The sequence below is a fragment of the Allobosea sp. BE125 genome (genome assembly GCF_031456075.1).
GTDB lineage: Bacteria > Pseudomonadota > Alphaproteobacteria > Rhizobiales > Beijerinckiaceae > Allobosea.
The window spans coordinates 389687-403463 of the sequence record NZ_JAVDTY010000003.1 but is presented as its reverse complement, the minus strand read 5'-3'; the positions used below and the strand labels follow the sequence as shown (position 1 = coordinate 403463).

The following is a 13777-nucleotide window of genomic DNA, read 5'->3' as shown; positions in this document are numbered from 1 at the left end:
GACGCCTCCTTCAAAGCGCGCTCTTCTTGTCCTGATGGACCGCGAGCGAGCCGATCGAATTGCCGCCATCGACCGTCAGCGTCGCGCCGGTGACATAGGATGAGAGGTCGCTGGCGAGGTAGAGCAAGGCATTGCCGACATCCTCGCGCGAGGATGGCCGGCCGAGCGGGATCTGCGAGATCGTGCTCTGGATATGCGCGTCGGTCAGTCCGCTGACCTTGCTGCCGGCGGCGAAGCCCGGTTCGAGCGCATTCGAGCGGATGCCGTATTCGGCGAGCTCGACGCCAAAACCCTTGGTCAATCGGTCGAGTGCCGTCTTAGAGGTGGAATAGACCGCGGCCGTGCGGCGCATCTTGCGCGAGGCGCCCGAGGAGATGTTGATGATCGAGCCCTTGACGCCCTTGCGCACCATCTGCGTCGCGATCTCGCGGGTCAGAATGAAGGGCGCGCGCAGATTGACCGAGAAGATCCGGTCGAACTCCTCCGTCGAGGTGTCGAGCAGGAAGCCGCTGGGATAGATCCCGGCATTGTTGACGAGGATGTCGACCGCGCCCCAGCGCTGGCCGATCTCGTCGGCGAGCGCCTTGATCGAGGCCTCGTCGGTCAGGTCCGCGGGTTTGGTGAAGCTGTCGGGACCAAGGTTAAGCGATGCAGCCAAGGCGTCGAGATCGTCGGCTTTCGCATCGGTCAGAGCCAGCGTCGCTCCGGCCTCGTGCAGCGTCTGCGCAATCCAGCGCCCGATCACGCCGCAGGCACCGGTGACGAGCGCGCGTTTTCCCTTGATGTCGTCGAACATGGCAATGGTCCTCAAAGTTCGAATGGTTGGCGCATGCTTAGCGAAAACGGGGGTCGAGGCGGTCGCGCACGGCGTCGCCGGTCAGGTTGACGGCAAGCACGAGCACGAACAGGCAAAGCCCCGGCAGGGTCGCGACCCACCAGGCGGTGGCGACGTAGTTGCGGCCCGTCGAGAGCATCGCACCCCAGCTCGCGGTCGGTGGCTGGACGCCCAGGCCCAGGAAGGAGAGCCCGGCCTCGAACAGCACCATCAGCCCGAATTCGAGCGTCGCTACGACCGAGACCGCGCCGATGATGTTGGGCAGGAGATGGCGGAAGAGGACGCGCGGCGCGCTGGCGCCCATCAGCGCCGCAAGCCGGACATAAGGCATGGTCGCGATCGAGAGCGTCTGGCTATAGGCGACGCGGGCGTAGCGCGGCCAGCGCGTCAAGGCGAGCACCAGGACGACATTGACGAGGCTCGGCCCCAGCACCGCGACGGTGATGATCGCCAGCAGCACGGCGGGGATCGAGAGGAAGACGTCGACGACGCGCATCACCGCGACCTCGATCCAGCCGCGCCGATAGCCCGCGATCATGCCGAGCGTGATGCCGACCGTGCCCGACAGGATGACCGAGGCGAAGGCGACGATCAGCGAGACGCGTGCGCCATGGATGATGCGGCTGAGCAGGTCGCGGCCGAGCTCGTCGCTGCCGAGCCAGTAATGGAAGCTGCGCGAGACCGTGCCCGGCGGTTTCAGGCGGCCGACCAGGTTCTGGGCATTGGGGTCATAGGGCGCGAGCCACGGCGCCAGGATCGCGGCCAGCGCCACCGCAGCGACGATCGCCAGCGGCCACCAGCGCCAGAGCTGGCGCTTGCGGCGCGCAGGCGAGGCGGCAACAGCGCTCATCGCCCGCCATCCAGCACGATGCGCGGATCGACCAGGCTGTAGAGCAGGTCCGAGATCAGGTTCAGCGCCACGGTGACGAAAGCGCCCATCAGCACGACGCCCTGCACGATCATGAAATCGCGCGCCAGGATCGCCTGCACGGTGACCTGCCCGATACCGGGCCAGGCGAAGACGGTTTCGACGATGACGGCGCCGGCGAGCAGGTTGGAGATTTCGAGCGCCGCGACCGTGATCAGTGGGATCGAGGCGTTGCGTGCAATGTGGCGCACGAGCAGGCGCCCGGTGCGGACGCCGCGCGAGCGGGCGGTGCGGGCATAGTCCTTCGACAATTCGTCGAGCAGGGCCGAGCGCGTGATCCGCGCGAAGGTCGCCATCGAGAGCAGGCCGAGCGCGAAGGACGGCATCACCAGATGCCAGAGGTCGCCGGTCGAGGAGGGCGGCAGCCAGCCGAGCAGCACCGAGAAGACCAGGATCATCAGGATGCCGCTCCAGAAGGTCGGCATGCTCTGGGCCGCGAGCACGAAGCCGGCCGCGAGCTTGGCGATCGGCCTGTCGCGGAAGACCGCGAGCAGGATGCCGATCGGCACGCCGATGCCGCAGGCAACGAGAAGCGCGCCCGCCGCCAGCATCAGCGTATAGGGCAGGCGCGAGGCGATGACCGTCATCACCGGCACGCGCTGCACGACGGACTGGCCGAGGTCGAAGCGGGCGAGATCGGCCAGGAAGTCGAGATACTGGACCGGCAGCGGCCGGTCGAAGCCCATCGCATGGCGCAGCGCATCGACATCCGCCTTGGTCGCCGTCTCCGGCACCAGCAGATAGGTCGGGTCGCCGGTCAGACGCTGGACGAAGAAGATCAGCGTCACCACCCCGATGATGGTGGCGAGCGCCTGTCCGGCACGCCTGAGCAGGAAGCCTTGCACGAAGCTCAGTCCGTCCAGCTCATGCGGTTGAGAAACATGCTTTCATTGGGCGTCGGCTTGAACTGCAGGTTCTTGGTCGCGCCGTAGATCACGACTGCCTGATAGAGCGGCACCAGCGGGGCTTCCGCGGCGATGATCTCGTGAACCTGCTTATAGGCGGCAAGCCGCTTGTCCTTGTCGAGCGTCTGGCGCGCCTCTTCGAGCAGGCTGTCGGCCTTGGGGTTGCGATAGGCCGACCAGCCGCTGCTCTTGTGGATCAGCGGGAAGAGCACGCCGTCGGCATCCTGGCAGGCGCAGGACCAGCGGCCGAAGCTCAGCGTCGAGGTCGCCTCCGGCCCGGCCTGCGAGCGCTTGAGGTAGCTCGCCATGTCCGACATCGCGATCTTGACGTTGAGACCGGCATCGTTGAGCTGCTGCTGGATCGCCTGGACGATGCGCTGGTCGAAGACGGGCGAGGTCGAGAGCTCGATCTCGGCTTTCGCCGCCGGGCCGGCCTCCGCGACCAGGGCCTTGGCCTTGGCGAGGTCGTAGCTTGGTCCCTTGAGGCCTTCGACCCAGCCGAAGCTCGCCGGCGTCAGCAATTGCGAGACCGGCTTGTCGAAGCCGCCGAGCAGGCCGTCGACCAGCCCCTCCTTGTCGATGGCATAGGCCGCTGCCAGCCTGAGCTTGACGTTGTCGAAGGGTGGCTTGACCGTGTTGAGGCGCAGATAGGCGACGCGCTCGGTCAGGCCGATCAGGGCCTTGGCCTTGGTCGCGGATTTGAGCTGGCCGGCCTGGTCTGAATCGAGCGTCACGCCGAGATCGCTGGTCCCGGCCTGCAGATTGGCGAGCCGTGTCGCCCCGTCAGGCACGGCGCGGAAGATCACGGCCGGGAAGGGGCCCTTATCGCCCCAATAGGCGTCGTTGCGCACGAGCGAGACCTGCACGCCGCGCTGCCAGGCCTCGAATTTATAGGGCCCGCTGCCGATGGGTTTCAGGTTGAAGGCGTCCTTGCCGACCGCCTCGACGATGGCCTTGGGCACGATCGAGAGCTTGACCAGCTGGGCGAGCAGGGCCGGATAGGCGCCGTTGGTGGTGAGCTTGACCTTGGTCGGCGAGAGCGCGGTCGCGTCGGTGATCTTGTCGAACTGGCCGAGCTGCGGGCTGCCGAATTTCGGATCTGTGATGCGCTTGACGCTGTAGGCGACGTCGTCGGCCGTCAGCCTGGAGCCGTCATGAAAGGTGATGTCGGGCCGCAGCTCGAACTCGATCTCCGTGTCGGAGAGATATTTCCAGCTTGTCGCAACCTGCGGGACGATCTCGCCCTTGTCGTCGCGGGTGACGAGATTGTCGAAGATGTTGCGGTAGACATAGTAGCTGTCGGGGTTCCACTGCACCTGTGGATCGAGCGAAGACGGCTCGTTGACGAGGTCGACGACGAGCCGCTCCTTCGAGGCCTGGGCCGGAACAGCGCCAAGCGCGAGCACGGCGGCCAGAGCGGCCGCGACATGAGTGGTCCGCGAGAGAATGCTCATCACTGCTGCTCCTTCGAGAGGGGGATAGGGAGAGGGATCGGAGTGTCCGCGGTTGCGGTCATGGGCCGTGCCCTGCGCCGGCGCGCCGAGCGGGCCGCCGGCTGCGCCAGGCGAGCCGACACCGACAGGAAGCCATGGGCGAGGGCGCCGGCGAAGCGCTCGTTCTCCTGCGTGATCGCGAAGCGGGCGGCGTCCGCATCGCCCGCGATCAGCGCTGCCGCCAGCGCGCGCCGGTCGGGCGGCGCGACGGGATGGCCGGCGAGATCGAGCAGGCGCAGGATGCGGTCGGCATGGTCCCAGATCTCGCCGAGCCAGCGCCGTGCGAAGCTGCCGGCACTGCTGACGAGCAGATCGCGCAATTGCCGCTCGGCCAGGCGCGCGGTCGCCAAGGCGGCGGGCTCGCTGCGGCCAAAGACCGATTCCATCACGCCGAGCAGCGAAATCAGCAGGTCGCGTGCCTGACCATTGAGGCGCTGCACCGCGAGCGACGGCTCCAATCGGCGGCGGCCATCCAGCACCGCCTCGATCAGCGCGCCGTCCACCGGGGCGATGCGCCAGCCCTGCCTGGCGTGCCGGCTGACGAAGCCCTGCGCCGACAAGGCGGTCAGCGCGACGCGGATGCCGGCGCGACCGAGGCCGAAGCGCTCGGCCAGGGCGGCCTCGTGGATGAAATCGCCCGGTGCGAGTTCGCAGGCGATCACCGCCTTGCGCAAACGCCGGGTCGCGACATCCATCCGCGCCTCGGAGGCGGGCAGGGTCGCAGTGGGGACGAAGGGCGAGGAGGTGTCGAGCATGGCCGGCAATCTGGAACGGTTTGTGAGATTTCACAAGTGTCATGTGACATCTTATCGCGAGGAGCGTTTGGCCCGTGACCTCACCGCCGCTCCCTCGTCATTGCGAGCGCAGCGAAGCAATCCAGAAGGGCTCGCTCGACGTCCCCTGGATTGCTTCGCTGCGCTCGCAATGACGGCCGATGAGCGTTGCGGAACATCTCAGAGAGCGCTCCAAGACCCCGTTTCGAGGCGGTGGCCGCGCCGACCGGTCCCGTGCCGGAATGGCGGGGAGCCACCAGTTCTGCGGGCCGTGCGATCCGGCCGTCGCAATGCTTGCCTTCGACGCTAAGGATTCTTTGACCTTTCCTTACGTCGCACTATGATTTTCCCGTCGAGCCGTACGATACTTGCGTAGGATTACGGCCGGGCTTTGTGTGAACGGGAAACTGCGCGTGCCGTCGCTTACGCTGTCGATACAGAATGTGGACCGGCTGCCCGATGGCGGCCCGCTCCAGATCACCATCAAGGGCCAGCGCGGGCTTGATATCGGCCGCGACCAGTATCTCGACTGGACCTTGCCCGACCCTGGCCGGATCGTCTCCAGCCGGCACTGCGAGGTGCGTTTCCGCGACGGCGCCTATTGGCTGCACGACGTGTCGAGCAACGGCACCTTCGTCAATGGCAGCGAATTGCGCATGTCGGGGCCGCACCGCCTCAAGGATGGCGACCGGCTCGAGATCGGTCACTACATCATCGGGGCAAGCGTCGACAGCGAAGGCGCGTCGGAGACCGCGCCCGAGGCTGCCGCGCCGTCTTTCGCCCGGCCGGACGAGATGTGGGAGAGCGCCTCGACCGCGCCGCCGATCCCGGCCTCCGAGCTCAGGCCGCCGCGCCCGGCGGCCGAGCAGAACGACCTGATGAACTGGTATGTCGATATCCCGGATATCGACGAGCCGGCGCGCCGCAACGAACCGGCCTGGCTGCCGCCGGACCGGAGCGCTGCCCCCGCCGTGTCCACACCTGCGCCTGCGCCCGTTCCGCCGCCGGGCCCGAATGGTGAAGCGCCGGGCTTCGAGGCCTTGCCACCGATGACCGCGCCGCTGCCGGCGCCGCGCGGCGACTGGTCGATCCACCCCATTCCCGATGCGCCCGAGCCGGCACAGCCTTCGCCTGTGCCCCTGGGCGGCTACATGACCTCGCCGCCGGCCGCGATCCTGGCTGCCAAACCCGCGCGCCCGGCTGCCGCCGCTGCCGCCGTCGCCACGGCTCCGGAGCCACCGCCGGCCGCTCCGCCGACTTCGGTCAAGGCTTCGCCTGCCCAGGCTTCGGCCCAGGCGCAGATCGGCAATCAGCTCGCTGCAAGGATGGCGCGCGGCGCCGGCGTCAGCGAGGAGATCTTCAACCGCCGTTCGCCCGAGGAGATGGCCGAGCTCGCCGGCCTGCTGCTGCGGATCACCTGCGAGAACGTCAAGCAGATGCTGCAGGCGCGGGCCGAGACCAAGGGCCTGGTGCGCAGCACCAACCAGACCATGATCCAGGCGCTGGAGAACAACCCGTTGAAATTCTCGCCGACCGTCGAGGACGCGCTGCGGACCATGTTCGGGCCCAGCACGACGAGCTATCTCGACGCCAGGCGGGCGCTCGAGGACAGCTTCAAGGATCTGAAGACCCACCAGATGAACACCTACTCCGCCATGCAGCAGGCGCTGAAGATGGTGGTCGCGGATCTGGATCCCGCCGTCATCGAAGCGGCTACGGACAAGGAAGGCGGGCTCGGCGGCCTGATGGGCTCGCGCAAGGCCAAGCTCTGGGACCATTTCGTCACGCGCTGGAAGGCCAAGACCGAGCGTCACGATAACGGCCTGGTCGATGCCTTCATGCTGTATTTTTCTGAATGCTACGACAGGCTGGCGAGCAAGCTGCGCTCGTGAGCCGCTAGTTTGGCTTCTCCCTGAGCCCTCATCCTTCGAGACGCCGCTTCGCGGCTCCTCAGGATGAGGGCTGGAATGTCCAAACCGGCTCCCGAGCCGTCTTGCGAGCTTTCCACGCACGAACTAGAGTTTCCGCAGCGTCACTCGACGGAGGGCCGAGCCATGCCGACCGGACCTGCTGCCCGCATATTCGATCCCGTGCTGCACCCGTTGCCGCCGATCCTGCAACCGGGGCCGGGCAGCGCCAATGTCCTGATCGGCGGCCTGCCGGCCTGGCGCGGCATCGGCGGGGCCGGTGCGGCTGCCGTGAAGGCGGCGAAGCAAGCCTCGGACGCGACGCTCGATGCGGCGAAAGCTGCCAAGGTGGCCGCGGCGGGCACGCCCGGCGCCCCGGCTGCGGTCACAGCCGAGGAGACCGCCAAGACGGCGGCATCCACCGCGATGAGCGCGACCATCACCGGCGCGGCAGCAGGCGGCGGCGGGGTCGACATCCATATCTGCGCCACGCCCTTACCGCTGCCGCCGCATGGGCCCGGCGTCGTCGTCGATGGCTCGACGACCGTGATGATCAACGGTTTGCCGGCCTGCCGGATGGGCGACACCATCGTCGAGGCGCTCGGGCCGCCCAACAAGATCATGATGGGCTGCCCGACGGTGATCATCGGCGGCTGAGTGCCCGATTGGTGATTCCAGCCCTCATCCCAGACCTGGGATTCGAAGTGCGTCATGGTCGGGCTTGACCCGCCCATCTCATAAACCAGCGCACTCAGGTCATGAGTTTCTCAGGTCTGCGCCCGAGCATGACGGCAGAGCTCGGGGAACCCTTCTCCCCTCGCGGGAGAAGGTGGCTCGGCGCAGCCGAGACGGATGAGGGGGCGCTGTGAGCTTTCCATCTAGCCGAACACGACGCCAACCGGACAGGGCACCGCGCCCCTTATCCGGCGCTACGCGCCACCTTCTCCCGCCAGGGGAGAAGGGAAGAAGGGTGCCTCATTCTCTGGCGGAGCGAAGCGCAGAGCCCCGAGAATGACGCTGAACGATGGACCCTGATCGGCGCCGCTTGCGCGGCCTGTCCAGAACGACGAAGTGTTCCCGCGCTACGTGACCTCGTAGGCGAACTGCCCATCCGCAATCGCGACCTTGGCGCTCTTCACGTCGGTTTTCTCGATCGCCTTGTTGAGGAAGGCGCGCGAGAGCGCCGGCAGCAGCGTGTTGGTGATGATGTTGTCGATCATGCGCCCGCCGGAATCCGGGTCGTTGCAGCGCGAGACGATATGCGCGACCACCTCGTCGCCATAGATGAATGCCGCGTTGTGGTTCTCGCGGATGCGCTTGCCGATGCGGTCGAGCTGGAGGCGCACGATGCCGCCCAGCATGTCGGGCGAGAGCGGGTAATAGGGGATCGTGACGAGGCGGCCGATCAGGGCCGGCGGGAAGACCTGCAGCAGCGATGGGCGCAGCGCCGCCGAAAGCGTCTCGGCATCGGGCTTGGCTGACGGGTCGCGCGCCATGTCCATGATGACATCGGTGCCGACATTCGAGGTCAGGATGATCAGCGTGTTCTTGAAATCGATCCGGCGGCCGGTGCCGTCCTCCATCTGGCCCTTGTCGAAGACCTGGAAGAACAGCTCGTGCACATCCGGGTGCGCCTTCTCGACTTCGTCGAGCAGCACCACCGAATAGGGCTTGCGGCGCACGGCCTCGGTCAAGCGGCCGCCCTCGCCATAGCCGACATAACCGGGAGGCGCGCCTTTCAGCGTCGAGACCGTGTGCGCCTCCTGGAACTCGCTCATATTGATGGTGATGATGTTCTGCTCGCCGCCATAGAGCGCCTCCGCCAGCGCCAGCGCCGTCTCGGTCTTGCCGACGCCTGAGGGTCCGCAGAGCATGAACACGCCGATCGGCTTGTTGGGGTTGTCGAGCTTGGCGCGGTTGGTCTCGATGCGCTTGGCGATCATCGCCAACCCATGGGCCTGGCCGACGACGCGCTTGTTCAAGGTCTCGGCCAGGTTGAGGATGGTCTCGATTTCGTCCTTGACCATCCGGCCGACCGGAATGCCGGTCCAGTCCGAGACGATTGCGGCGACAGCCTGTTCGTCGACATGGGCGTAGATCTTGCGCTCGTCGGGGTTCAGGGATTCGAGCGAGGCGTTCCTGTCCTTCAGCGCGGCGAAATCCGCTTCCGCATCGGCAGGAGCCGCTTCCGCATCCTCGCCGATCGGCGCGGCGGCGGGGGCTGTGTCGTCATTGGCGACGTCATCATTGTCGGCGGCGTCATTGTCGGCGTCCGTGCCGGTGGCGGAAGCGGCCTTGGTTGCTGCTGCCTTGTCGGCTGCTGCTTTGGCGATCTTCTCGCGCAGCGCCTTGATCTCGTCGACGATCGCCTTTTCGGACGCCCATTCGGCTTCGAGCTTCGCCAACTTCTCCTGCAGCGTCGCGGTCTCGACCGCGATCTCGGCGAGACGCTCGCTGGCGTCGGTGCCGATGTCGCGATCGGTCTCCAGCGCGGTCTTCTCCTTGTCGAGCGCGGCAATGGCGATGCGCGTATCCTCGATCGAGGCCGGCGTCGTCGTCTGGCTGATCGCGACGCGGGCGCAGGCCGTGTCGAGCAGGCTCACCGCCTTGTCGGGCAGTTGCCGCGCCGGGATGTAGCGGTGCGACAGCGACACCGCCGCGACGATCGCCGCATCCGAGATGCGCACGCCATGGTGTTTCTCCATCGGCCCCAGAATGCCGCGCAGCATGGTGCAGCAGCGGGCGATGTCCGGCTCGTCGATCTGCACGGGCTGGAAGCGCCGCGTCAGCGCCGGATCCTTTTCGAAATAGAGCCGGTACTCGGCCCAGGTCGTCGCCGCGATGGTGCGCAAGGTGCCGCGCGCCAGAGCCGGCTTCAGCAGGTTGGCGGCGTCCCCGGTGCCCGCGGCCCCGCCCGCGCCGATCAGCGTATGCGCCTCGTCGATGAACAGGATCACCGGTGTCGGTGAGGATTGCACCTCGTCGATGACCGAGCGCAGGCGCTGCTCGAACTCGCCCTTCATCGAGGCGCCGGCCTGCATCAGGCCAATATCGAGCGAGCACAGCCTGACGCCGCGCAAAGGCGGCGGCACGTCGCCCGACGCGATGCGCTGGGCAAAACCCTCGACCACGGCTGTCTTGCCGACGCCGGCCTCGCCGGTGAGGATCGGGTTGTTCTGGCGCCGGCGCATCAGCACGTCGATGATCTGGCGGATCTCGTCGTCGCGGCCGGTGATCGGGTCCATCGTCCCCGAGGCCGCCTTGGCGGTGAGGTCGATCGAGAAACGGTCGAGCGCGGTCGAACCTCTGGCTCCGGGCGCGGCCTCCGCGCCCGGCGTGCCGGCCGCGCGCAATCCCGAGCCGTCCATCGGCTGAAGCGCTTCCTCGTCCGACTGGGCCCAGACGGTGCGGTGCTCGCCGGCCAGCGTGTCGACCGGGATTTTCGCGAATTCCTTGGAGGCGTCGACCAAGGCGCGGCGGACATCGAGCGATTTCAGCGCCGCGACCAGGACATGGCCGGAGCGGATCTGGGTCTCGCCGAAGAACAGCGTGGCGTAGTGCCAGCCGCGATCGAGCAGGTCGGTGACCTGGTTCGAGACGCCTGGCATCTCGGTCTCGTTGCGTTTGAAGCCGTTCACGACCGCGCCGATCTCGCTCAGCATCTTCGCCCGGTCGAGCTTGTAGTGGTCGACCGTAATGGCGATGTCGGATTTGTCGTTCTGGAGCAGATGAAGCAGCCAGTGCGCCACTTCGACATTGCGGTTGCCGCTGCGCTTGGCCCCACGCAGCGCCTGGATGAAGGCGTCGTAGCCTAGGCGATTGAGCTTGCCGGTAATGGCCTCCAGACTGATCTCGCTCATGACGGCCCCTTCGTCTTGTTGGTTTTCGGCGGTTTTTTCGGCTGCGGGGCGGTCTTCTGCCCCGGTTGGAAGCGCGCGTCGCAACGGATCTCGTCGGCATCCACATCGCGCTTCGGCGAGAGCCATGAGGTCCAGCCGAGCTGTCCCGAGCGCGACAGGCGCATCGGCTCGACCTTGCTGGCGGGGATGGTGAGTTCGATATCCCAGGTGATCTCGTGGCCGACGACGAAGAAGATCGCGTCGTTCAGGACCTGGCAGATGTCGCCGCTCGGCAGGAAGCGCCGGTATTCGTCGAGATCGGCCGTATGCAGCCGCACCACGATCTTGTCCTCGATGCTGAAGACACCGGCGCCGATCAGCATGTCGACGCCGAGCCGGGCATGGCGGCCGCCGAGGCTGGAGCGATCGCTTTCCTCGAACTCGATCTTCATGCCGACGAATTCGTCGATCTCGACCTTGAGATCGAACATCCCCTCGAGAAAGCCGCGCAGGCGCGCCGCCGATTTCGCCTGCGCGCCGAGCAGGCCGGAAAAGCTGGCCTTGAGCGCATCCGGCGTGGCGTCGAGGCCGCGATAGGGCGCGCTGCCCAGCCCGATGCCGGAACCGACAAAATCGAAGAAGCGGTCATGGTCGAGGCTGTCATGCTGGGCGACCGGCCGGGCGTCGGCCCAGCTGCGGAAGAACAATTGCAGGAAGCGATTCTGGAACAGGTCGAGAAAGCGCGGAAAGGCGTCGTCGCCGGCGAGCAGCCAACCATGGGCTTCCTCGGTCGTGGCATAGGGCAGGGCGCCTTGCGGGCCGAGCAGGCCGAGGAACTTGACCAGGATGCGCATGCGCCCGGTCGCGTCCGCCCCGGCCTTGGCCAGGGTCGAAGCCGGGAAATCCATATAGGGGTCTTGGCCCAGCGCGACATAATCCTCGCGCGTCGCGCTGGAATCGCCGATGCGGGGCTGCTTGGGGTTGGCGCGCTCCAGCCGCCGCAACGTCTCGTAGAAATCGAAGCGCCAGGGCTCCTGGGTCAGATCCTCGAGGAAGCTCACAGCACCCTCCTCGATCCGGCGCGAGGCGGCCAGCGCGCGATCTCACCGCGCTCGACCGTGCGGATCACGGTCTGGGTGAAGTGGTTCATGCCGGCATATTCGGCGAAGAAGCGGTCGAGGATGGCCCCCAGCAGGAAGGCACCCGAGCCCTCGAAGGCCTTCTCGTCCAGCGTCACGGTGACCTCCGTGCCGCGCGCCGCGCCCAGCCCCGCGCGATGGCGCACACGCCTGACCACGGGGCGGCTGTCGAGCGAACGCGTCCCGCGGATGCGCCGTTCGGTGGCGGCGTCGGCGAGATCGGCGAAGAGGGCGAGCGTCTCGCGCAGCGCCCGCCCATCCTTGCCGCCGCCGCGCTCGAGCAGGCCGAGATGGTTGAGGCTGAGCATGTTGATCAAACGCCAGGTCACGGTCCCGGTATGGGCGGTCTCGCCGCGGCTGCGCAGATAGGAGGCGACCGGCTCGCGCGGCGGCGTCGGCCCCGCCACGCAGACGATGTCGAGCGTCTGGTCCTCGGGCAGGCGGAAATCGGCGCCGCTGCTGCCGACCGGCAATTGCTCGGCGAGATGCCGGTTGCTGCAGAAGGCGCGGATGCTGAGCTCGACGACGCGCGCGGCCAGATCCGTGCCCGGCTTCTCGGTCAGCGAGATGAACATGTCCGTGCCGATATAGTCCGAGGCCGCGCCGCGCTGTTTCTCCTCGATCGAGCGGCGCCGGGGCAGGCGGCGGATGGTGTAGAACAGCCCGGATTCATCGCCGCTTTCGAGCGAGGAGGAGTAGAGCGGGCGCACCGGCACCTTCTCCCGCCCGCCGGCGAAATGCGCGAAGACCTCGACGATGCGGTGCGGTTCGAATTCGAGATAGCGGCTGCGGTCCGGCACGACATGGTGCTCATGGACATTGGTCTTCATCGGAATGCGGTCGGCGCCCATCTCGAACAGGTTCACCGCGGGGCTGGTGTAGAGCGAGAAGGTATTGCCGTCGACGATGCTGCCGAGCCGCGGGCTTGCCTCGTCGAAGACCATGACGATCTCGATATTGCGCGCCGCGAGCGACTGGCGGACGGCTTTCAGCCCGCCCAGCGTGAAGCCGAGGAATTTGCGCGGGAACATGAAATACTCGCGCAGCAGATCGAAGCCCCGGAAGATCCGGGAATCTTGCGGCAGCAGCGCTTCCTCCTCATCCATGCCGATCTGCCGCAGGCAATCCTGCGGCAGGGGCACGGCGACCGGATCCCCGAACGGGTCGAGATAGCGCAGGAACACGCCGATGCAGCGCGCCATGATGTGTTCGTAGAGGGCGTGGGCGTCCGGCTCCGCGCCGGCGAGATAGAAGGGCAGCGTTTCCAGCTTCGTTCCGGAAAACCAGCATTCGGGCTTCGCCTTGGCCTCAGTATCGGAAGGCTCGTCGTCGCGGCGCGGCGTGGTGCGGTGGGTCAGGCCGATGCGCAGGCCCGCCAGCGCCCGCCGGTCGATCGGGATGCCAAGGCCCTGCAGGGCAGCCGGCGTCGCGAAATATTCCGCGCCGGTGATCTCGAAGGGCCAGAGCGTGACGTCGGAGGCGAGCCTGTAACGGCAGGCGACCCGGCGGCCGCGCTGCTGATAGGTCGCATCGATATAGCTGCCCTTCGCGATGGTCTTGCCTTCGCGCAGCGCCGTGTCGCCGAAGGCGGGTTGAAAGCGCGCCAGGATGCAGGACGGCGTCGGCGCCAGATAGTTCGGCACCAGCTGTTCGAGCAGATTGGAGGTGAACTCCGGGAATTCATGCTTGAGCTTGAGCTGCACGCGCGCCGCGAGAAAGGCCGTGCCCTCCAGCAGTCCCGACACCATCGGATCGATGCGGTCGCGCACCAGGCCGCCGAGGCGGTCGGCAATGCCGGGATATTCGTCGCCGAACTCCTTGGCCTGCTGGTAGAGCAGGTCCAGTTCGCGGTTGTAGAGATCGAGGAATTCGCGATCCATGGCAGCTAGAGCGTCGTGTCGAAAAGCGGAAGCCGGTCACTGGGCGACATCATGCCCTCATGCTGCGATGAGCGCCGG

General features: G+C 67.0%; 10 protein-coding genes. 2 read left to right on the top strand and 8 right to left on the bottom strand.

Going from position 1 to position 13777, the window contains the following annotated elements; genetic code table 11:
* Nucleotides 1-10 precede the first annotated feature (10 nt).
* From J2Y55_RS10380 to J2Y55_RS10360, 5 genes are read right to left on the bottom strand one after another with little or no spacing between them, the layout of a single operon-like run.
* Nucleotides 11-796, bottom strand: coding sequence for an SDR family NAD(P)-dependent oxidoreductase (locus J2Y55_RS10380; RefSeq protein WP_310151801.1), 786 nt, complete (start codon nucleotides 794-796; stop codon nucleotides 11-13).
* A 37-nt stretch (nucleotides 797-833) separates the two neighbouring features.
* A complete protein-coding gene (gene nikC, locus J2Y55_RS10375) occupies nucleotides 834-1685 on the bottom strand; it encodes a nickel transporter permease (RefSeq protein WP_310151797.1) in 852 nt (283 codons plus the stop codon).
* Complete coding sequence (locus tag J2Y55_RS10370) at nucleotides 1682-2608, bottom strand: ABC transporter permease (protein ID WP_310151794.1); 927 nt, start codon at nucleotides 2606-2608, stop codon at nucleotides 1682-1684. The genes nikC and J2Y55_RS10370 overlap by 4 nt, the downstream gene beginning before the upstream one ends.
* Nucleotides 2609-2613: 5 nt before the next feature.
* Nucleotides 2614-4122 (bottom strand): ABC transporter substrate-binding protein, encoded by a 1509-nt coding sequence (locus J2Y55_RS10365; protein WP_310151791.1) that lies wholly within the window; start codon nucleotides 4120-4122, stop codon nucleotides 2614-2616.
* On the bottom strand, nucleotides 4122-4916 hold the full coding sequence (locus J2Y55_RS10360; protein ID WP_310151787.1) for a GntR family transcriptional regulator: 795 nt from the start codon (nucleotides 4914-4916) through the stop codon (nucleotides 4122-4124). Before J2Y55_RS10360 ends, J2Y55_RS10365 begins: the two co-directional genes overlap by 1 nt.
* 431 nt (nucleotides 4917-5347) lie before the next feature.
* Here J2Y55_RS10360 and tagH point away from each other — a divergent pair, with 431 nt between their 5' ends.
* Together tagH and J2Y55_RS10350 are read left to right on the top strand one after the other, a co-directional pair.
* Complete coding sequence (gene tagH, locus J2Y55_RS10355; RefSeq protein ID WP_310151784.1) at nucleotides 5348-6826, top strand: type VI secretion system-associated FHA domain protein TagH; 1479 nt, start codon at nucleotides 5348-5350, stop codon at nucleotides 6824-6826.
* A gap of 162 nt (nucleotides 6827-6988) precedes the next feature.
* Entirely contained in the window at nucleotides 6989-7498 is a 510-nt protein-coding gene (locus J2Y55_RS10350) for a PAAR domain-containing protein (RefSeq protein WP_310151781.1), read from the top strand.
* A 425-nt stretch (nucleotides 7499-7923) separates the two neighbouring features.
* Here the strand turns inward: J2Y55_RS10350 and tssH are convergent, their stop codons facing one another.
* From tssH to tssF, 3 genes are read right to left on the bottom strand one after another with little or no spacing between them, the layout of a single operon-like run.
* A complete protein-coding gene (tssH, locus tag J2Y55_RS10345; protein ID WP_310151778.1) occupies nucleotides 7924-10701 on the bottom strand; it encodes a type VI secretion system ATPase TssH in 2778 nt (925 codons plus the stop codon).
* Nucleotides 10698-11741 (bottom strand): type VI secretion system baseplate subunit TssG, encoded by a 1044-nt coding sequence (gene tssG / locus J2Y55_RS10340; RefSeq protein ID WP_310151775.1) that lies wholly within the window; start codon nucleotides 11739-11741, stop codon nucleotides 10698-10700. The genes tssH and tssG overlap by 4 nt, the downstream gene beginning before the upstream one ends.
* Nucleotides 11738-13699, bottom strand: coding sequence for a type VI secretion system baseplate subunit TssF (gene tssF / locus J2Y55_RS10335; protein ID WP_310151772.1), 1962 nt, complete (start codon nucleotides 13697-13699; stop codon nucleotides 11738-11740). Before tssF ends, tssG begins: the two co-directional genes overlap by 4 nt.
* Nucleotides 13700-13777 lie beyond the last annotated feature (78 nt).

Bases quoted from the DNA above. Each gene is read 5' to 3' on its own strand.
- nikC (WP_310151797.1), bottom strand. From the start codon at position 1,685: ATGAGCGCTGTTGCCGCCTCGCCTGCGCGCCGCAAGCGCCAGCTCTGG.
- J2Y55_RS10365 (WP_310151791.1), bottom strand. From the start codon at position 4,122: ATGAGCATTCTCTCGCGGACCACTCATGTCGCGGCCGCTCTGGCCGCC.
- J2Y55_RS10360 (WP_310151787.1), bottom strand. From the start codon at position 4,916: ATGCTCGACACCTCCTCGCCCTTCGTCCCCACTGCGACCCTGCCCGCC.
- J2Y55_RS10350 (WP_310151781.1), top strand. From the start codon at position 6,989: ATGCCGACCGGACCTGCTGCCCGCATATTCGATCCCGTGCTGCACCCG.
- tssH (WP_310151778.1), bottom strand. From the start codon at position 10,701: ATGAGCGAGATCAGTCTGGAGGCCATTACCGGCAAGCTCAATCGCCTA.
- J2Y55_RS10380 (WP_310151801.1), bottom strand. From the start codon at position 796: ATGTTCGACGACATCAAGGGAAAACGCGCGCTCGTCACCGGTGCCTGC.
- tssF (WP_310151772.1), bottom strand. From the start codon at position 13,699: ATGGATCGCGAATTCCTCGATCTCTACAACCGCGAACTGGACCTGCTC.